This is a genomic window from Paenibacillus sp. AD87, from assembly GCF_001659845.1.
Classification (GTDB): Bacteria; Bacillota; Bacilli; order Paenibacillales; family Paenibacillaceae; genus Paenibacillus; species Paenibacillus marchantiae.
The window spans coordinates 240,907-262,262 of record NZ_LXQN01000019.1; the positions used below are offsets into that span (position 1 = coordinate 240,907).

Genomic DNA, 21,356 nt, shown 5'->3' on the forward strand with positions numbered 1-21,356 from the left:
TTGATTTAACTATACAATGATTTGATAATAGATAATAAAGGAGGCTTCCTTTTGCGTAAATCTATCCTAAAATCATTCAAACCGGACATCATTGTTGAAATGTTGGACATGGCTGTTGCTTTTGAAAATTGGAACAAGGTAATGGAGAGGGCGGACATGTTGTATCAATGTGTGCAGTGCATTCATGAAGAGCGACAGGAGCACCGTACCAAGGGATTACCTTTACAATACATCCATACTGAGCATCCGTTGATCTATTACCACGGGTTCAGCCTCCAGATGCGAGGGTTGGCTCACCAGAAGATGGGACAGGTGGATCAGGCGCGGGCGTGTATCGACCAGTATGCAGAGCCGGGGTGGATGGAAGAGCTGGATGAGGCGGGAACGCAGGTAGTGCAGGAGTTGAGGCATCGAGCACAGGTGAATCGTTATGCGCTGGAGATTGAAGCGGGGCATGCAGAGCTGTTGGAGGAGTATGTGAATTTTCTGCTAGAGCATCCGGAGGAATGTATAGCAGGTCTGAGAACGATCATTGAGGCGGCAGTCAGGTATTGTTGGCAGATTGATCGAGTTTTACATATGTTTGCGAATCAGGTTCAGGGTGTTGGTGTAAAATTAGATTCTTCAAACAACGCAGATATGTACCACTATTGTTATCACCGAGCTTTATACGAACAATGCATGGGAAGGCAAAAGAAAGCGGTGGAGTTCACTTTGCAGGCACTTAGATTAGCGGATGAGCTTGAGATGAATCGGTATTTCAAAAAATGCGCGTCACTACTAGAATCGTTGCGGGAAGATGCGACGGAGGAGCAGATTGGGCGGTATCGGACGTTTTTGGAGGAGATAGGGTAATGGGGTTATTTGCTGGTGATAAGTGCTTTGAAATGGGTAAATGCATATAGGACCATAGCACCGATGATGTGTACAGCTTATGTCTTAGAAATGGTTAAATCAGGATGTTAGCTGGATGGTCTATGTTACAAACTTCTGCTAACATAGGATAATCCTATTTTAAATGAGCGGAGAAACGTAATGAGTACAATCAAAGTTACCCCTGAACAACTACATCAAGTATCGAACCAGGTGGATCAAGCCAGACAACAGTTGGAGAGTATACGTGGTGATCTGACGAGACAGATCATGTTCATTCAGACAATGTGGATGGGTGCAACGCAGGAGCGGTTTTTCTATGAGTTTGAGCAATCACGCCCTATACTGGATAAAGCGCTGGAGAGTATGGTGAATACATCCAACGAATTGAAGGACATCGCCACGCGTTTTCAGGATGCAGATGCTCAGTTGGTAAGTCTGGGTGGTGCAACTGGAGCAGTCGGTGCCGCAGCAATGATGACCAATTCAGCAGGTGATTCAAGCTCGGGTGATAAGGGATATCGGATGGCGCAAATCAATATGTTTGGTAAGTGGGTATGGATGCCTGTCAACGAGGATGGTGATGCGGATCAGGCTGCCCTTCAGGCGTATGAGAAGGATCATGGACATCTGGATGTTAATCGCATGGAAGGTGTGAAGGTTGAACCACCTGGAGATGATATATTTTCACTACAGATCAAGGCATTCCAGAACGGAATACATCCCTATACAGGAGAAAATGTCTCTGATTCTTATGCTCGAACCATGGTTACCTCTCTAAAGTTTGCCCAACTGTTTATGGCGATTCAGATGGTTCGCGGGAGCTTTCCAGGACGTTCAGGACCGTTTCGAACATCGTCATCCGGTTTGGCAGCAAAAATTAAGAATAATATAAAGAAGGCTGAATCAAAAGCAGAGACGACTAAAGTGAAAATATCTGATGTACAGAGCAAATCCATAGCAACAAACACTGGACAATACTCTGGTGGATTAGTTAAGGTTCCAAAAGAAGATAAAGCAGCTGATATGTTAGCAGAAAAACTTAGTGGTGAGTCTAGAGTTAAATTTAATAATGATCCTAATGGGCGTGAATTTGACACAGTAAGTGATCAGTATATTGCTCAAACGAAGCCACCATTAAATAGCTTAGATAAGCAATTTAGAAAACAGGCTAAAGCTACAATAGAAGCAGCCATTGAGACAGGGAGAAAAGCTTATTTTCATTTTGATGGCAAACCTGACGATAGAGTGATAAGACAATTAAATGAATATGCTGATAGATACAAAGTAGAAATAATCATCGATACTAAACCCCTTTAATTATGAGAGGATGAAAGAATATGTACGAGTATCATGGATGGGCAACAATTAGAGAGAGTGCCTCTTTTGAAGAAGATGAGGATCAATATGAATTGGTTATTCAACAGCTTAAAGAATATGTGCAAGAGTTAGAGTGGCCTTCAGGCGTTTTGGACTTAAGAGCAGTAAATGGTGATTTTCAACTTTGGATAGCGGGTCTCAATAATCACAAGCCTGTATCAAAGTATGATCCAACCGAATTATTGAAAAAGGTAGGGGAAATAGCTCCTGGTTCTTATGGCGTTCTTTATGTAAGAGATAGTGATGATTTGGAATTTTCAAATCAATTTAAGGTGTATTCATTAATTCGGGGCGAGATCGAGGAGCATCATGACACTTTTCTCTCGCCATTTATACCCAAGTTGGAGGATGACTACGAAGAGTAGATATAAATTTAAGACCCAAAAACCAACTTTCAGAGACAATTCAGGCCACGCAACCAGAATTGTCTCTTTTTATTGAACAAATTAATCTTTCAGCCCTATAACCGGGTTATCTATCTGACATAAACTAGCGTATACTGAGGGAATAGCAAATATCTTCAAATTGCATATTTAAATTGACCCATATTATTGATACACTAGATCAAGGTTATATTCATTCAGAGAAGGGGCGGGCCTGTTCAAGAATGGGGCTTGCTGCAATGCCAAATCGATAACGCTTACATCCTTTTGGCAAATATAGGATATAAGGACGGTAGACATGAGCCAGGGACAAACGAGTACAGATGTTATCTTGATTGGTGCCGGAATTATGAGTGCAACTTTGGGAACTTTGCTTAAACAATTGGCACCAGACTGGAATATTAAGGTTTTTGAGAAGCTCGCCAGTGCGGGGGAGGAAAGCTCCAACGAATGGAATAATGCCGGAACCGGGCATTCAGCATTGTGCGAACTTAACTATACCGTTGAACGACCAGACGGATCCGTAGATATTAGCAAAGCCATTAAGGTGAATGAGCATTTTCAAATCTCAAGGCAATTTTGGTCCTATCTCGTCAAAAGCAATCTGATTCGTAATCCGCGGGACTTCATTATGCCGCTCCCTCATTTGAGTTATGTACATGGAGAGCAGAATGTCCTGTTTCTAAAAAGACGCTTTGAAGCGTTATCGAAACATCCTTTATTCGTTGGCATGGAATTCTCGGATAATAAGAAAAAACTGGCGGAATGGATTCCGCTGATGATGAAAAACCGCACGGGCAATGAACCGATTGCAGCCACCAAAATTGACTCCGGTACGGACGTTAACTTTGGTGCTTTAACGCGTATGCTAATGGAACACTTAAAGAGCCAAAACGTGGATATCCACTACCAACATAGCGTGAAGAATATGAAACGTACAAGCAATGGATCTTGGGAATTAACAGTGAAAGATCTGGGCAGTGGTGCAGTCAAGCGCCATACGGCGAAATTTGTGTTTATCGGGGCAGGGGGCGGCAGCTTACATTTGTTGCAAAAATCCGGCATTCCTGAAGGTAAACATATTGGCGGTTTTCCGGTTAGCGGCATCTTCATGGTGTGCAAAAATCCGAAAGTCGTGGAACAGCATCATGCCAAAGTATATGGAAAAGCTTCGGTGGGTGCTCCGCCAATGTCTGTTCCGCATTTGGATACCCGATTTATTGAGAATCAGAAGTCGCTGCTATTTGGACCGTTTGCCGGGTTCTCGCCAAAATTCTTAAAAACGGGCTCCAACGCGGATCTGATTACGTCCGTGAAGCTGCACAACTTGCTCACGATGCTCGCGGCAGGTGTCAAAGAAATTTCACTAACCAAATACCTGATACAACAGCTGATGTTATCCAAGGAACAACGCATGGCCGAATTGCGGGACTTTGTTCCAGATGCCAAGACCGAGGATTGGGATATGGTGCTGGCGGGCCAGCGTGTGCAGGTGATTAAGGATACGGCTCAAGGCGGCAAAGGAACGCTTCAATTCGGCACGGAGGTAGTCACTGCGGCGGATGGCTCGATTGCGGCATTGCTCGGAGCTTCACCGGGTGCTTCAACCGCGGTTCACGTGATGCTGGAGATCCTCCAAAAGTGCTTCCCGCAGCATATGGATGCCTGGGAACCAAAGATCAAGGAAATGGTTCCTTCCTATGGCGAGTCACTGGTTGACAATCTTAGTCTTCTAAACCAGGTACATGCGTCAACCGCTCGGGTGCTTGGGCTGACGGCTGAGAAATCAGTCGTTCGGATGTAACGAGCTGTATGTAACCTGTTTACCATGCGTGTGATAAAGAGCTAAGCCGGCTAAAACCGTGCTTAGCTCTTTTTTTATTTACCACCAGTTGTATGCTGCTCTCCAGAACTACTCTACGCAAGTCAGAGATTTCCCATTGATTTAACCAGTCGTAATACTTTCGCCCTGTTGGGAAATCGTGGAATCTGAGATGATGGGTTCATCAAAGGTTCGGGTCACAAGCCTCGGATCTTTGGCCTTCAGGCTATGGCGATCCTTCCTTCTAACTTCATTGGCGAACTTAGGGTTGCCGCTTTCCTGAAGATCTCAATTCAGAGAGGAGGCGTCCAGGCTATCATATTCCTTCCTTCTACATCAGACCACCAATTGTAGGGATATGGCTTTCCTGGACTCTTTTATCATGAACAATACCATCTATTTGCGCAGAGCGAACAAACTCATGATCGAGCAAGAACAAGGGGAGAAACATCTGCCGAAGATTTATTTGGCGACAGCCCTTAAAAATATTGAAACGCTTGGATACACCTTCTCGGATGAGTTGATGCAAGCCGTGCGAACATTATCCAAGGAACAATTTGAAGCATTGGTTGCCCAGGTTGTGGCTGATCTGAGAATCATGGTTGGCGCGCATGTGGACTACAAACCGATGTACCCTGGATTCCCGGAGCAGGTGATGGAGGAAGATGAGGTGGAGCTTTACCTGAATGCCATCCTTCATTATCTGACCTTGGCATATCCGAATCGTGAACCCGTGGAAAGAGTACCTTTGCTGGATAAAGTAAACCTGAAAGTCATTGGCCTCGGCGACAAGGCAGGCTTTCAGACGCTCATCCGTCAACTAATTGAAGCGAAGGGCTCCATCTCGGAGACAGACAAAGCAGATATCGATACGGTGCTGGAGCATGCGGAACCGGATGAAGTGGATGCGCTGTTACCAGCCGAGATTCCTTTCAAGGAAAATGTGGGGTTCGTAGTAGCTTCCTTATTAAAGTATGAAAAGGCCAATATGGACTGTATCGGCCCGTATTTCAGAACGGCAACCGATGTGCTTCGTCTCGCTGTGGCTTGGTCGGGTGGGGATGTCAGCTTGGCTCTAGCTTCGCCTTTCCGTAAATTCAAGCGGCGTGAGAGACGCCTGTTGCTCGGTTTGCTGGAGCAATGCGGTTCGATTACGGAGGATATGCTTCGTTACAAGAATCGCTGGATTCGTCTGGGCGAAATTCTGCATCCATCTGAATATAAGCTGCGGTACCCGCGATGCGAGGAAGCTTTTGATATTTTACGTAATAACAAGCCGTTTGCGACCTTTAACGGAAGTGTGGAGTTGGCCTTTCAATACCATAATGTGTGGAGTTTGATTGAGCTGTTGAAGCAGCGCCCTGGTGAATTTGCGAGAAGATTGGATCACCTGTTGCGCTCTACCACGGATAAGGAGTATGTATTGCTGGCGTTCGGAGAAATTCTGGAGCACGTATCGACCCCGGTTTTGTTGCAGGTGAGGGAGCATTTTGCCCGGCGTAATGAACCGCAGGATCTGCGTGTATTTTTCCCGAAAGGCAATGTAGCGAAGGCTTTCGCCATTCCGAATCAGCTTCCCGAGATGGACGATGACACTTGTCGTGCCGTCGTGCAGATGTGTGAGCAGGCGCTGGTGCAGCGTTTCGCCGCCCTTCCTTCGCTTGGAAAGACGTATGTCGATCCACAGCTCCATGATTATCTGGTTCCCTTTTCCCAAAGATCGGCGAGCAAGTCCCTTCATACGATTGTTCGGGGAAGCCGGGTGCCGATGGCCCAGGGAGATACGATTCGTTTCTTCAACTGGTGGAAGGAAGGGAACGTGAATGGTCAAGCAACGGGGCGCGTGGATATCGATCTGTCTGCGGTGATGTACGATGAGAACTGGAACTATGTAGAGCACATCTCCTATACGAATCTGCGTTCATCCAACTACAAGGCTGTTCACAGCGGTGATATCGTGACAGCGCCTCATGGTGCGAGCGAGTTCATTGACCTGCATATTCCGTCAATTGTTGATTATGGTGGACGTTATGTGGTGGCGAGTCTGCTTTCCTTTACGAGTCATCCATATTGCGATTTGCCGGAATGCTTTGTGGGCTGGATGATGCGGAAGAAGCCGGGTTCTGGTGAGATCTTCGAGCCGTCTACGGTGGCAAACAAGATTGATATCACAGCAGATACGCAGATCGCGATTCCCGTCATTATGGATTTGGTAGAGCGTACGGTCATTTGGACGGATCTGGCACTGACTAGACACCCGGAATATTACAATAATGTCGAGGGTAATCAAAAAGGGATGGTCCTGATGGGCAAAGCCCTGACCACGCTACGCAAACCGGATCTCTACGACTTGTTCTCGCTTCATGCCAAGGCCAGGGGTGAACTAGTGGACACGATGGATCAGGCCGATACGATCTACTCGGTGGATCAAGGAATTACCCCATTTGATATCGAGCAGATTATGGCCGAGTATTTGGCTTGAGTCCATCACATGTGAATATGAAAAAGAGCAGCGGAGAGCTGCTCTTTTCTGTCATTGATGGTGAAAAGACCGTGCGATGCCTAGATCAAACGGTTCCGGATGAGGATTTTATCGTAGGACAATAGGACCGATTTTGACTAATGATAGATGTAATAAACAGTAAAAATAGGATTTTAGAAGGATATATTAAGAAATGTAATTCTGATAACATGGGTTACTCCTACGGCATAATGGATCCTTTTTATATGATCTTTAGATATTGAATTCTGGTTTTGGAAATGCAAATGTTAATAATTATATAGATTATTTGTATACCAGATCATACTGCAAATCTAGGGGGTTACCTTTGACGTGCCAGTTGGAAGTATTTATTAAAACGGAGGAAGAAAAATGAAATTAAGAATGTCCTTATTAGCCGCTCTATTATTAAGTTCACTTTTTTCAAGTAGTGTATTAGCTAACCCTAGTTCAACATCAAGTATAGAAGATGGCTTGTCTTCAGAAAATATAAAGCCTGAAATCTCTGTGATTGAGGAAGAAGCTTCGTATGATGCGTATTTGAGAGAGAATGGTTATCCGGAGAGTGTTATCTCATTGCTTATCCCTGAGCAAAAAAAAGATTTAGTTGATGATGGTGCTGTCTATGTAACTAGCCAGACAGCTAAAGATAATATCACCGATTCTAAAACTTCAGGTTCAATTAGTCCACAAGCCTTACAAGATACAAATTTTTCTCATACTCTAGTTGTGAGTCGTATAAGAACAGCGAGTAAAGGGATAGCACAATTTACAGTGAATTATAATTGGAATTGGAAGTACAGCCCAACTTTTTCTGGTGTTGATAAGTTTGGATTAGCGTGGAACAATAATTATTCGGTAGTAAATAATTCTGCCAAGCACTGGTATAAACTAATTTATTATACCGATAAGAAAAACACATCAGGAGGAGTCACACAAACAGGTTATGAAACCATCCAGCCTGGAACAGGAATTGGATGGGATGTTAACTTAGTAAGTCGAGGTCTTCAACAAGAGCATCAAGGAGCGGCCTCGATGACCCTTCAAGTAGGACATGATAATAGTGGGAATAAGATTACTAGTTCCATGGTAGGTAACTACTTTCATAAGAGGCTCGCAGTTACCTCCCCACAATTTACTTTTTCTAAAGAGCCTTCTGTTTCATTAAGTCTTGGATTTAATTATGACGAAGCCAGACCAACTTCATTTACTTGGACATGGACACAAACTGACTTTTTAAAATGAGAGGTTTTGAATTTATGACTATTACACCTTTAATTCTTGTAGTTGTTGCTATATTTAGTTATGTATTTGTATATTTTTTTTCAAAAGTTATCAACCCGCAAGCTTCAAAAAAATATGTAACGTTAGCCAGTATTAGTTTTACAATTCTTGTGGTTATTTTGTTTAGTATGTTCTTGGTGTTTTTTAGTGAACTTGCTCAAATAAACAAATAAATAACATGATTATAAAACTGTATATTATTTGGCGAGAAAAGGCTTCGGGTTATTGAAGCCTTTTCTCGTTTTGTTTACTGCATGTAACTCAAAGTCTCATATCCTGTTTCGTCTCATAATCATTTGTTCACTCATTCACTTCGCTCAGTACTTTCGCGCCGCCTGCGGCCATGAATTCCTCCACGAAATTATCAAATTCGCTCAGCGGTCTCTCGCCAGTAATGAAGGAGATGTAGGCCTTGTTCTTCAGCTTGATCAGCTCTGCTCCGTTTTTGGCAAGGGAGGGGGTTGCTACCTCAAGCGAGTTGTAAATGCCGTCCTGATTCAGGCCGAGGGTCGAAGCCCATTGCTCTCGTCGTCCGGTCTGCTTCAGGGGCACGGTCATGCCCAGATTGGCGCCAATTACGTTCTGATAACTGAACATCTTATCGTACGGAGGCAGAATGACTGTGTTCTGCGGAAACGTATCAGTCCAAGTCCAGTGCTTGCCCTTCACGCCGAAGGCCAGGGTAGCTGCCTCGTTCGGATCAGGGTTTGCGCTGACATCATCCAGAATTCGAAGGATTGTCGCAAGCTTGCCCGGTTCCTTGACGGCATCGGCGCCGATGGCCGTGAAGCTCATTAACATATCGTATCCCTTGGAGCCGCGCTGCCCGTATGGTCCGGTAAAAGGTCTGCCGAACACCACCCGGGCTTCTGGGTTCTTGGCGGTCAGCTCCTTCACGTTAAAGGTCGATTGCACCGGAGTCTCTACGGCATGACCATTCGAACCATAACTCCAGTCCAGGTAATCACCATCCTGAATCCAGTGATAATAATTGCCCATCGATGTCATTCCGATTCTGCCGTTAATAAAGGCGTGGGACAGGTGTTTGTAGCTGCCCTTATTCTCCCCGGTAATAAACTCAGGATCGATCACGCCGTCCCGGTACCATTTGCGTAAATATTGCAGTGCTTCTTTCATTTCGGGCTGAAGGGCACCTATGACCTGCTCTCCATCCTTCATGCTGAAGTAGAGCTGATCCGCGAAAACGATTTGCCCAAAGGCGCCAAATACAACGTTCATGCCTTCGCTGGACAGGCCATAGGTATCCTTGATCCCATTGCCGTCAGGATCATCGTTGGTGAAGGCATAGATCACCTTCTCAAAATCAGCCAGCGTTTGCGGCACCGACAGGCCGAGCTTGTCCAGCCAGTCCTGCCGGAAAACGACCGGGGTGCGATAGATGTTGGTCGGATTAATGACGGGAATACCATAATAGGCTCCGTCAATCCTTCCGGCATTTTCGTAAGCAGGCGCATTTTCCCGGATGATCCGCATCAGGTTTGGGGCGTATGTGTTGAGCATATCAACAGGAATTTCGGCCAGTACGCCTTGCTGCTGGTACTTCAGCAGGTCCTGCGGCTGGCGGATACGGAACAGATCGGGAATGGCACCCTGGGCCAGCTTCATGTCGAGAAGGGATTCATATTTGTTATTTTCAAGATTCCACACATCGAGATCCACATCGAATTTGTCCTCCACGTACTTGAGCATCTCCGCATCCTCCGGCACCGGATAATTTTGATGCATCGTCCATGAAATGTGGTAGCGCGGATTGGGGGAAGCCGAATCGGCTTCTTGCTTATCCGTTGTGGTCTTCTGCCCGAGTGGCAGATCGCAGCCGCTGAGGATACTGATCACGCCTACCGGAATCAGCATTGCGAGAAGCGCTGTAACGCGCAGCCATCCCTTTTTTTTCATCCGTAACCCTTCCTCACCTTAAGATCCAGCATCCGCGATTCCTGCCGAAGCAGTCTTGCGTAAATAATGGCCCGGCGTACAGCCGTACATTTCCTTGAACCGTTTAATGAAATAGGCAGTAGTTCCATAACCGACAGAGCTTGCGATCCGTTCAATAGTCATGTTGTTGTTCTCAATCAGTACTTTGGCCCGTTCCATCCGCCGGGAGGTGACATAGTCAGTATAGGTAACGCCAAGCTCCTCTTTAAAAAGCTTGCTCAAATATTTGGAACTGATGAACACCTGCGCTCCTACGGCCTCCAGTGACAGATCTTCAGACAGATGCTCCTCAATATATTGTTTGGCGAGCCCGATGGTGGAGACGGCCCGGTCGCTGTTCCGTTTCTCCGTTTCGGAGATAAATACCGTGATCGACTCCACCAGCCAGTCGCGATATGCCACGATATTGGCGATACTGATGTACTCATGGTACAGATCGGGATTACCGAGCTGAATGGGATGCTTGTAACGGGCATTTTTCACGACATCCGAGTAGACGAATACCGCATTCGCCAGCATAAAATGGCAATAGTCTGCGGGATATAATCCTTCCCTCATCGTGGCAATGAACTGGTCAACGGCGGCAACGGCCTCATCCGGCTGCCTGGCATGAAGCTTGTCTCTGAACTTGGCAAGCATGGCCTGCGGAATTTCGTCCATATTGTGCTCCCGCTGGAGAATGCTGCGGTCCTTCAGGATATGGAGCTCGGGCAGGAAATACGCGTATTTCATCAACGCCTGGGCCTCGCTGAAGCTTCTATGCACATCGGCCAGCTCTTGCACCCAGGAGCCTGACGACAGCTGGATATCAAGCTGGAACTGCTGTCGTGCCTCTGACAATAGAAGCTGGGACAGCTTGCCCAGCAGCGGTTCAGACGCTATATCCGTACACAGAATAACCGCCAGCTTCTTGTCCGGCAGCTCCTCGGCAATCAGGCGACTATCTGGCAAGGATAGCGACTCCAGCCCATGGATAAATCTCGATATGACGGATGGCAGATTCTCCGAGCTAAGTCCCATGTGGGCTACCCCAGTATTCAGAAGCAAGCAGCTGTATGCGTGATATGGATGTGAGATGCCTAGTGCTGTCCGTTCTTCTGCCCACTGTTCTCGGCTATAGCCGCCATGGAGCAGATTCAGTACAGCGTTATGCTTGATTGCCGGACTGTTCGCCAGCAGTGTTTCCTCAAGGCTGCTCACCTTATCGTTCAATTGCATGAAGGCACTGTCGATCAGCCGGTATTCATTCGTAATATGCGTTGTTGCCGGTCCGGATAGGTCCTTAATTCGGCTGACGAGGCGTTTGATCGGGCTGTAGTTCGCTCTGAGCAAAACTGCTGACAGCACCAGACCGATCACGATGGCGATCATGCATATGCCGAGGATGAGCTTCTGTACCATGATCGACTGCTCATAATAGAAGCTGGCCGGCATTGCGCTATAGATAGTCCATCCTGTCGAAGGCAGGGTCTGGTAGGACACAACAACCGATGTATTGTCGATCTTGTCGTCAAAGCTGCCCTTCGCGTTTCCAGACTGTAGTGCTTTCTTGATGCTCGCACCGTATTCGCCTGGCTGCCCCAGAGTGTCGGTATTGGCATTACTAATGGTGTTACCCATATGGTTAACGATAAATGTGCTTTTGTATTGTGAGGGCATCATATTCTCTATGATGCTGCTAATCGCGCTTTCTTTTACATCTATTGCAATATAGACATCACCGGTTTCGCCTGTGGACTGAAAAGGATAGCTGTGCGTGTACGTCAACAGGGCGTTGCTACTGTCAGCTGTGCCACCTGGCACGCTGGAGAAAATGTCCTGCGGTACCTGACGTGAAGCCGTCCACAGGCTATTTTGCTTGCTGGCCCGCATATCCTGAAGCCAATCTGAATAATAAGCCGAACCTTCCCCTTGATCGGCGTTATAGCGCAGGCCGTATAGCGACGATAGCATGATGTTTTGTCCAGGATAATAAAGATGTATGGCCTGAATCATGTCCGCGTTGCCGGCAACCTTGGACTTAAGTAACTCCTGGAGGTCAATGACGCTGTCTAGCCCGCTTCGAGTAGATGGTTCCGCGAACAGTCGAATATCCGCAGACTTGTCGAGTGACAAGTCCAGGTAGATCTGCTGCACCCTTTGCAGGATCGTTCCTTCAATGATTCGTGTTGTATTTTCAAGAATCAGCTGATTCTTGTTCTGCAATTCCTCATTGTAACTGCGCGAGAAATAGATATAGAAGAAAGAGCATATAAGCAGCACAATGACGACCACGATGGAACCGTACGAAATCGCCAAACCCGCCCATGCGGAGCTCCATTTTTTCATGAGGCATTCCTCCCGGCGACGATTATACACTACCTGATTCCACCAAAGTTCACGATTTATATGAAGGGAATGTTAAATGTCGAAAACAGGCGATATTGCTCCGAAATTGATACAATGGCGAAATTGTTTTATTGCTGGTTAAACGTGACGGGTGCTACATTGAGACCGATTCGAGACCAACTACCAAACGATGGGAGTCGAAAAGATTTGAAAACGAAAGCCAACAAAAACAAAAAGAAAATGTTGACCGCTGCTATGGGTGTCGTGCTCATATCCAATTCAATTGCATCAAGTGCTGCGCTTGCGGCGCCAAGTGATTCGCAAGTTCCATTACCGCAGGAGCCGGCTTGGGGTTATTTTGTAGATACGTATAAGAATAATAACTCATCGAACACTACACTTGAGACCAACCCGGCCCTTGGTACATTGTCCAAGTTCCTGGATCTCTGGACACCAGGTTCTTCCTGGAACAATGGCACTAAGGTTCAGCCCGACATACTGGACTATAACATTCAATATGTAGCGGATATCGCAGCAAACCGCACTCAAGCGGAGGAGGATGCCGCGTACTATACCGATCGTACAAATCAAACTTACGGTGCAACCGAGGGTCTGGGTTCACTGGCTGATGTATATCGTGAAAAATCGGGCACATATACGACCATTACGAGTATCCCGGACGATGCCACAACGAAGAAGTATGACGATGGTAATACAACGAACAAAGCCGGAAATTCCGATTCCGAGCTAGGTAAAATGGTAGATCTGGTTGGAGCCCTGCGCGGTAATGCGGCGTCAACCAACCCTTCCAAAAATTTCTTCAGTTATATGCGTCCGTTCCGCTGGTTGAATACTCATGAGGTTGTTGTGCCAACGCTGAGACCGGCAATCAAAGATGAGGCGGAGGCAGCCTCGGACGGCGGCTTCCCGAGCGGGCATACCAATGCGTCCTACCTTGCCGCAATTGCATTCGCTTATGCCGTGCCTGAACGTTTTCAGGAGTTGGTAACCCGTGCTTCGGAGATGGGCAACAACCGAGTTGTTGCCGGAATGCACTCCCCATTGGATGTCATGGGCGGTCGTGTACTTGCAACTGCCCTCGCAGCAGGTGCTCTGAATGATCCGGAGAATGCTGAGCTGAAGCAGGCAGCTTACGATCAGGCACATAATGTACTGTTGAAGGAGACCGGAACAGCAGAAGACCGATTTACCGACTACGAGAAAAACAAGGCCGAGTATACCCAACGTCTGACCTATGGTTTCCCGCAGATCGGTTCCACAACGGAGCCTATGCCAGTCCCTAAAGGAGCAGAAGTGCTGCTTGAGACCAGACAGCCTTACCTTAGTGCAGATCAGCGTCGTGCTGTACTGGCGACAACCGGAATTGCATCCGGCTACCCTGTATTGGATGATCCCGAAGGCTGGGGACGCCTCAATCTGTTCGCTGCGGCAGACGGATATGGCGCATTCAACAGTGATGTAACGGTAGTGATGGATGCCAGCAAGGGTGGTTTTAACGCAGTGGACGTTTGGCGGAACAACATCTCCGGTACCGGCAAGCTGACGAAGGAAGGCAGCGGTACATTGAAACTGCGGGGGGCTAATACGTACTCCGGTGGTACTCAGGTTAGCGCGGGCACATTGGAAGGTGATACAGCTACTGCGTTCGGTAGTGGCGATGTAGTCAACAACGGGGGTACGGTTACGGAGAGCGTAACTGGCAAATGGAACATCGAAGGCAACTTCGCGCAGGCTGCTGACGGTACGCTGGAGCTCAACGTGGCTTCCGCAAATGACGTGCTCGACGTTAAAGGTACGGTAAACACTGCCGGAACTCTGCATGTGAATTTTGCCAGCAGCTATGTACCTGGCGCAGGTGAGATTACGCTTGTAAGCCATGGCGCCAATCAGCAAAGCGGAAAGTTCGCCTCTGTTCAGGTGGATGGCCTGCCAAGCAAATATAATGCCCAGGTGAAATATGAGAGCAACCGCATTGCACTGGCGATTACGGATACAACAAATCCGGGGACTACGCCAACAACGCCGACTACACCTGGTACAGGTGGTGGCTCCGTCACTATACCAACACCATCCACACCATCAACAGGTTCTGGAACAGATTCGGGTACGGTTACCACACCTCCTACAACAGAACCAACGGTACCGCCAGCAACACAGGTTAATCCGTTCAAATCAGGTGTTGTGAGCCAGGAAGCGGTACTGAAGACAGTTAATGAAGCCATAGCGGCAACGAAAAATGAGCAAAAGACATTCAGTGATATTTCTGGTCACTGGGCCAACCGAAGTATTGGTGCTGCCGTGAAATTACGCATGGTGGATGGTTACGAGAATGGTTCGTTCCGGCCTAATGCGTCCGTCACCCGAGCTGAATTTACCGCAATGATTGCCCGGGCATTTGGTCTTGGCGAGAATTCGGCTTCGGTTAGCTTCAAAGATACGAAGTCTAGCTGGGCAGCCGGATATATCAGCGCCCTGGCTGACAAGGGAGTCATTACCGGCTATGCAGACGGCAGCTTCAAACCAAATGCGACGATCTCCCGCGCTGAGATGGTGACGATTATTGCTCGTGTGCTTGATCTGAACGCACTTGCGACTAGCACTCCGGCCAGCTTCAGTGATGTGGACAGCAGTAACTGGGCAGCGGCGGCAATTGCGCAGGCTTCATCGGCCAATCTGGTGCAAGGGCTATCCTCTTCCGTGTTCTCGCCGAACGGCAAAGCTACACGGGCTGAAGCTGTGACGATTATCATCCGTGCACTGGAGAGTGACAGCTCAATCAAGGCACTGATCGAAGGTTTGTAAACATAGTGGTTGAAAGAATGTGTATGCTCTGAGCGAGAGTGGAAGACTCGGTTGAAGAGAATAGCATTTCTTAATAAATTCGAAAGGGCGAAAATGGTTCGTGTAATGCGAACCATTTTCGCCCTTTTTACTTTTATTCATAGAGAATGTCCTATATTCCGATAACAAACACTCACACTAGGGTAAGGGAGGAATAGAGCTTCCTTAGCAGGATAATATGTTGAAATTGTGGAAGTAGGTATCAAACTGCATCCTAGATTTGACGTTGCAAACGAGATCGGTTTTTATAAGTCTATATTTGGCGGTGAGCTAATTGGATCGATTAAAACACAGTGGATTTTATAAGCTGAAATTTTTCATAACACCGGATGAATTTAAAAGCTTTTTGGCACTTTTTGAACAGAAACGAGCAAAGTTTATCCGTCCTAGTTATGATCAGACTCAATATGATACGAATCAGGTGCTTGAAGGATATGAGCAATTTTATCATTTTTTTACCGCAGCAGAGAAAAGGGAGGGGTATCACCCATATCTCGCCTATTCAGTATTGATTACGCTGGATCAGCACAATTCCGGATTTTTCGTCAAAAACGAAGGAATTAACTTCCCCTATGTTGGACAATGGGCTGAGGATGAATTACCGTGCATTACCCTGTCGCTCCCCAAAGGTTTTCAGATCAATTTGGAGGATGAGAAGGGGAAGTACTATATATACGAAGATATTCGAGAGCATTTGCCGTTAACCTATGCGTTTTATGAAGAGGTGGCGAGCGGAGTTAAAAAAATCACCAAACTGCTGCGTTTCTCCGCACCTGGAGTAGATGCCATGCAAGAGCAGAAGCCATCCGTTCGTGTCAGCCAACGTGCTGTAAACGAGTTGAAGGACTCCTGGATTTTCAATAAGTATTCTCTTGTTATGAATAACAAATAAGAATAGGCAGCAAGGCCCGTATTAATTTCCAACTAATTGCAGCGCCAATGCCGTCAAGAAGAACACAAAGGCCCAAATTGCCGCCGAAGAACGAACCACATCTAAACGCTCCCATCGTCTCACTAACTGCTTCCAATTACTTGGTGGTGATTCGGGGTTCCAGGCGAGCGCCCCTTTGTTAATAGGCACGGTTCCGATAAGCGTAGTCAAAATAAAGATAAGTAAAGCAAGAACGCCTGCCCAGCGGAAGCTGAATCCGGGTTCGGAACCACTCATTATGAGTACTGCAACGCCTGAAATGGCCGTGGGTAGAAAGATGGCAGGTACAAGTAAACGCAATTTTAGTATTAGTGCTTGGCGAACACGAATCTGCAAAGGTTCATCCAGCTTAGCCAGGGACACATGCACTCCATAACGTACCACAAACTCTTCACCAGCCAGGATGCCGGCTAGAAAGATACTTACAAACTCAATAATAATCTGATACATAAGGAATATCCTCCTCGTGAATGTTGACGACTGTAGTTGAAGTATTGTCTAACGGTAATACACAATTGTGAATTCAACATGAACGATGGGAGATAATGAATACCATGGATGTAGGGAGGGGATCATCATGGCCGAAAAAACACCTACTATTGAGGTCGTTCCTTACGACTCGCAATGGAAAGTCGCTTTTGAACAGATAAAAGAAATGATAATCAGTTACATTGGTGACTTAATTCTAAGAGTAGAGCATGTGGGCAGTACATCGGTTGAGGGTTTATCAGCTAAATCCGTTATCGATCTGGATGTTGTCAGTGATAGCTATGATGTACTCCCAGAGATTATTAAGCGTTTGGCACTACAAGGGTACGAATACCAAGGGAATCTCGGCATTGAGGGAAGAGAAGCCTTTCAAAGGACCTTTCAAGATGAACATATGAAGTATCATTTATATGTTTGTCCTAAGGATGGAAAAGGGTATCTGGAACATATCGCGTTAAGAGACTATTTAAGAGATAATGAGACGGCGCGCAATGAATACCAACAATTAAAAATCAGGTTAGCGGCGCAGTATCGATCCGATATCGATCGTTATTGTGATAATAAAACCGCGTTCGTCACAAAGATATTAAAAGAGACACTCTATCGTCCCGAAAGTTGAACATTTCATCTGGAGCTAAGTTGGTGGAAATCGCCTTTTTTGGAGTGGGCAGCGCCTAAATGATATAATTTCTACAACGAATAAGACAGGGAGGCAAGATCAATGAATGATGAACTCTTGGAACGGCTAGAGGATTGGCATGAACAGGATGATTATGAAGAGATTATAGATGCGATTACAGAGGTTCCGGAAGAGGAGCGGAATTATATTCTGGTCAACCATCTGGGTAGAGCGTTGAATAATATGGAGCGTTACCAGGAGGCAGTGGAGCAATTCCTGTCGGTTGAAGCAGAGGGACAAAATGACCCGCTTTGGCATTACCGCATTGGTCTGGCGTATTATTATTTGGAGCAATATGAGAACGCGCGTGAAGCTTTCGAAGCAGCGGACCGATTGGAGCCGGGAGATGAGGATACACAGGAGTTCCTGGAATGGATTCGGAATAAAACAGCAGACGAGCTTACAGAAGAAGTGGTAGAGGAGCCCGTGGATACAGTCCACTCGGTGACTGAAATCACCATTGAAGCTGCGCCTGGTATCCATGCCGAATCGACGAGCTTCTGGAATGACAGTCCAGCAAACGTCGATCAATATGTGTTGTCCCCACCTACTGAAGTGCAAATTGAAGCAGTGGAGGATCAATTGGTGTTCAAGCTGCCGACATTCTATGTGAACATGATGAAACTACATAATGGTGGTGTTCCCCACTATCGTTATTTTCCGGTTAGTCAGGCGGAGAATGATGGGAAGATTCAAGTTGAAATATCGAATATCCTGGGTATTGGACGGGAAAAGGCACATTCACTGTGTGGAGAAGCTGGAAGCCGGGTGATCATCGAACAAGGGGGGTACCCCGAAATCGGTGTCATTCTGTGTGAGTGCACTTCCGATTCAGAGGTCGTGATGCTGGATTATCGTGAATCCGGCAATGCCGGTGAGCCCGAGGTTGTCTATGTGAATAAAGCAGAAGGCTACAAGATCACTTGGCTTGCGCCCAATGTTGAGACCTTTATTCAAGGTCTGGTGAATGAGGGAAATCAACCTGCAAACCTTGAGGGTTCACTGTAAAGAAGGTTGTAGCTTCCTGTTATACAAAATATTGAAGAGCTGCATCCGTCACAAAGGATGCAGCTTTTTCAGTTGAAATCCTCTCATTCCATGCGGTAGAAGAAGAACGTAATGTTGATGGTGAGATCGCCGGTGTATTGTTTAGCTGCGTTCAGGTAGCTCAGCCATCTTCCACATTGCCCGTAAGGAGTATAAGATACAAAAAAACAGAGAGAGATTACGGCAGGTTGATAGCTATTTTCATTGTCACGGTATGTAATATAATGGTATTATTTTAATGATATTACCAGTAAGTTGGATGCAGATATTCCGATACAGGAGGTGTTGTCATAAGAGGACGATAGGGAAGAAAGTTGACCCATATGGATATACCGCATGCATCACGAATACCGAGATGAGACATAGGCTCGTTTGTCATACATTATATTGTAAGCGCTTTACTTTTAATTCAGCTATCTTATATACGATATTTAAATCTGATTTTGGCCCATTACGAAAACGTTAAAAAACGATTCCAGGGAGGGATTAGCTCGTGAGCAGACGTTTAGTGAAGAAGGGATTCAGTTCGTTTCTTTTAATGGTGATGATGGCAGCAGCGGTATTATATCCAACATCCACCGGACACGCAGCCACCATCAATGTTACGGATAACGGGTCGAGGATTGAAGTGAACACAGGAGCAGGTCTGGTATACACGGTGAATAAAACCAATGGCGATATCATATCTGCCAAAATGAACGGAACAGAGCTGAACGGCTCCAGCAAGGGGTCCCATATCAGCTCTGGTTTGGGCTCTGCCAATGTAACCTGGAACACATCTCCTTCGGGATCAACCCTATTGATCACCGTCTCAACCAGCACGCTTACCCACTACTATGCATCACGTGGCGGTGAGAACATTATCTATATGGCAACGTATGTCACAGCAGAACCGTCTGTGGGTGAATTGCGCTATATTTTCCGGGGTAACGGCAGCGTGTTAACAGGGGTTCCGGCCAACTCGAATAATCGGAATAACACCGGCGCGATTGAGAGCGAGGATGTTTTTGGTTACGCCAACGGACAGAGTACCTCGAAGTATTACGGCAACGACCAGGCCAAGGATCTGACCATTCGAGGCGTTACGGGGATTGGTGTGGGCGTGTTTATGGCCTATGGCGACCGAGAGAAGAGCTCGGGAGGTCCGTTCTTCCGTGATATCCAGTTCCAGAGTGGTGGGGATACGGAGGTCTACAATTACATGAATTCAGGACATGCTCAGACAGAAAATTGGCGCATGGGTCTGCATGGGCCGTATGCCTTGATTTTCACCACCGGTGCAACGCCAAGCGTACCTGATTTTAGCTGGATGTCGAGTCTGAACCTGACAGGTTGGGTATCCAGCCGAGGTAATGTCGTGCTTAACGGGCTCTCTGGCATGGATACGGGTTATGCATATACGGTTGGTTTTGCCAACAGCAACGCCCAATATTGGGTGAATGCCTCTTCGAGCGGGGCGGCTGCCAAATACAGCATGATTCCAGGTACATACACCATGACGGTGTATAAGGGGGAACTGGCCGTCTATACCGAAAGTGTGAACGTCACTGGAGGATCAACGACAACGCTGAATACGCGTACGATTAACAATGACCCAAGTAAAGCATCCAGCATCTGGCGCATTGGGAATTGGGATGGTACACCGTCAGAGTTCCTGAACGGCCAGACAATTCCGATCCGTCATCCTTCCGATAGCCGTAATCCAAGCTGGGGCCCTGTCAGTTATGCCACCGGCAGTGCAACCAACAAGTTCCCTGCGATTCAGTTCCGGGGACAAAACTCGCCCACAACCGTTACCTTTAGCCTGAACTCTTCCCAAGCGGCATCTTCGCATGTACTTAACATCGGTATTACGGCAGCATACAACAATGGAAGACCCAGCGTAACGATTAACGGTCAGACGTTAACCAATCCGGCAGCCTCCTCCCAACCGAACTCTCGTAGCTTTACGATTGGGACCTACCGAGGCAACAATACAACCTTTTCCTGGAATATACCGGCATCCTATTTTGTTAATGGGTCCAACACGGTAACCATTACGCCAATTAGCGGCTCCAGCGACTTGGGCAATTGGTTAAGTGCCGGGTGGGTGTATGACTGTGTTGAATTGTTGAATTAATTTAATAGGAGTGCTGAGGGAGGTTTATCTGCATACGATTCATATATTTCAAATAAAGCCGGTGATTGTATGTCTGGCATCAAACATTGTTCAGGAATATTGAACGTAGTGAATATTCTGGCTCTGGTTCTTTTCTTGACGGCATGTACTTCTTACACCAACGTCTCTTCAGAAGAAGTCAAATCTTTTCGGCAGGATATCGAGCAAGATTTTCCTGTTATTCAAAAGACGGAGATTCGTTATTCCACACCTCGGGTCGAAGTCGTATATACGGTCAAAACAGAACCGGTTGAAGAAGAGATTCATCGACTTTTCACTCAAACCACAGCATTTATGACCAGCCCTTCTTTTCAAAGTGAAATTATTGATGCACAGTACCGCAGTAAATATCCAAGCTGGGGCGACCCAGAGCTTGCCGTGACTGTAACCTTACGCGGAGAGGATATATCTGCGTACCAGTTTACTTGTAAGCCAGAGAAATCCGATTCCGATTCTGGTAACGCCACATATGCTCAGTGGTACGTTCAGACACCAGATGATACGGTGGGCAAGCCTTATCCTGAATCTGGGCTGGAGAATGAAAAGTGACATTATCAAAATTTTCAGAATACATGGATCAATACATTGATTAAGAAACATGATGCAATACAGCCCTCAAATCCTTGAGGGCTGTATTTATATACACTTCACTTGCTTCGCTAAA

General features: G+C 46.6%; 16 protein-coding genes. 13 read left to right on the plus strand and 3 right to left on the minus strand.

The genetic code is table 11. The annotated features are described in order from the left end of the window. Positions 1–51: 51 nt before the first annotated feature. From gpAD87_RS24825 to gpAD87_RS24855, 7 genes are all read left to right on the plus strand, one after another. On the plus strand, positions 52–855 hold the full coding sequence (locus tag gpAD87_RS24825) for a DNA-binding protein (protein ID WP_082935337.1): 804 nt from the start codon (positions 52–54) through the stop codon (positions 853–855). Between the two features lie 180 nt (positions 856–1,035). Next, positions 1,036–2,193, plus strand: coding sequence for a WXG100 family type VII secretion target (locus gpAD87_RS24830; RefSeq protein WP_064641513.1), 1,158 nt, complete (start codon positions 1,036–1,038; stop codon positions 2,191–2,193). 20 nt (positions 2,194–2,213) lie between these two features. Further along, a complete protein-coding gene (locus tag gpAD87_RS24835; RefSeq protein WP_064641515.1) occupies positions 2,214–2,618 on the plus strand; it encodes an Imm7 family immunity protein in 405 nt (134 codons plus the stop codon). Positions 2,619–2,934: 316 nt separating this feature from the next. After that, the gene (locus tag gpAD87_RS24840) at positions 2,935–4,440 is read left to right on the plus strand and encodes a malate:quinone oxidoreductase (protein ID WP_064641516.1); all 1,506 of its coding nucleotides are present in this window, start codon (positions 2,935–2,937) and stop codon (positions 4,438–4,440) included. 400 nt (positions 4,441–4,840) lie between these two features. After that, the gene (locus gpAD87_RS24845) at positions 4,841–6,940 is read left to right on the plus strand and encodes a TerD family protein (RefSeq protein ID WP_064641993.1); all 2,100 of its coding nucleotides are present in this window, start codon (positions 4,841–4,843) and stop codon (positions 6,938–6,940) included. Between the two features lie 390 nt (positions 6,941–7,330). Beyond that, positions 7,331–8,203, plus strand: a complete 873-nt coding sequence (locus tag gpAD87_RS24850) for a hypothetical protein (RefSeq protein ID WP_064641518.1) — start codon at positions 7,331–7,333, stop codon at positions 8,201–8,203. A 14-nt stretch (positions 8,204–8,217) separates the two neighbouring features. Next, entirely contained in the window at positions 8,218–8,415 is a 198-nt protein-coding gene (locus gpAD87_RS24855; RefSeq protein WP_064641520.1) for a hypothetical protein, read from the plus strand. 127 nt (positions 8,416–8,542) lie between these two features. Here the strand turns inward: gpAD87_RS24855 and gpAD87_RS24860 are convergent, their stop codons facing one another. Both gpAD87_RS24860 and gpAD87_RS24865 read right to left on the minus strand, forming a co-directional pair. Further along, positions 8,543–10,159: an extracellular solute-binding protein gene (locus gpAD87_RS24860; protein ID WP_064641522.1), complete on the minus strand. Its 1,617-nt coding sequence runs from the start codon at positions 10,157–10,159 to the stop codon at positions 8,543–8,545. 18 nt (positions 10,160–10,177) lie between these two features. Then, positions 10,178–12,526, minus strand: coding sequence for an AraC family transcriptional regulator (locus tag gpAD87_RS24865; RefSeq protein WP_064641524.1), 2,349 nt, complete (start codon positions 12,524–12,526; stop codon positions 10,178–10,180). A gap of 240 nt (positions 12,527–12,766) precedes the next feature. On the opposite strand from gpAD87_RS24865, the gene gpAD87_RS24870 reads away from it, so the two are divergent. Both gpAD87_RS24870 and gpAD87_RS24875 read left to right on the plus strand, forming a co-directional pair. Beyond that, complete coding sequence (locus tag gpAD87_RS24870) at positions 12,767–15,349, plus strand: S-layer homology domain-containing protein (RefSeq protein ID WP_082935374.1); 2,583 nt, start codon at positions 12,767–12,769, stop codon at positions 15,347–15,349. A gap of 313 nt (positions 15,350–15,662) precedes the next feature. Next, positions 15,663–16,280, plus strand: coding sequence for a hypothetical protein (locus gpAD87_RS24875; protein WP_064641528.1), 618 nt, complete (start codon positions 15,663–15,665; stop codon positions 16,278–16,280). A gap of 21 nt (positions 16,281–16,301) precedes the next feature. Here the strand turns inward: gpAD87_RS24875 and gpAD87_RS24880 are convergent, their stop codons facing one another. Then, complete coding sequence (locus tag gpAD87_RS24880) at positions 16,302–16,769, minus strand: anthrone oxygenase family protein (RefSeq protein ID WP_064641530.1); 468 nt, start codon at positions 16,767–16,769, stop codon at positions 16,302–16,304. A gap of 127 nt (positions 16,770–16,896) precedes the next feature. Between gpAD87_RS24880 and gpAD87_RS24885 the strand changes: the two genes are divergently transcribed. The 4 genes from gpAD87_RS24885 to gpAD87_RS24900 all read left to right on the plus strand — a co-directional run bounded on the left by gpAD87_RS24885 (position 16,897) and on the right by gpAD87_RS24900 (position 21,241). Next, on the plus strand, positions 16,897–17,427 hold the full coding sequence (locus gpAD87_RS24885) for a GrpB family protein (protein WP_064641531.1): 531 nt from the start codon (positions 16,897–16,899) through the stop codon (positions 17,425–17,427). 102 nt (positions 17,428–17,529) lie between these two features. After that, positions 17,530–18,495: an SMI1/KNR4 family protein gene (locus gpAD87_RS24890; protein WP_064641533.1), complete on the plus strand. Its 966-nt coding sequence runs from the start codon at positions 17,530–17,532 to the stop codon at positions 18,493–18,495. Positions 18,496–19,027: 532 nt separating this feature from the next. Further along, on the plus strand, positions 19,028–20,653 hold the full coding sequence (locus gpAD87_RS24895) for a rhamnogalacturonan lyase B N-terminal domain-containing protein (protein WP_064641535.1): 1,626 nt from the start codon (positions 19,028–19,030) through the stop codon (positions 20,651–20,653). Between the two features lie 69 nt (positions 20,654–20,722). After that, entirely contained in the window at positions 20,723–21,241 is a 519-nt protein-coding gene (locus gpAD87_RS24900; RefSeq protein ID WP_231952833.1) for a hypothetical protein, read from the plus strand. Positions 21,242–21,356 lie beyond the last annotated feature (115 nt).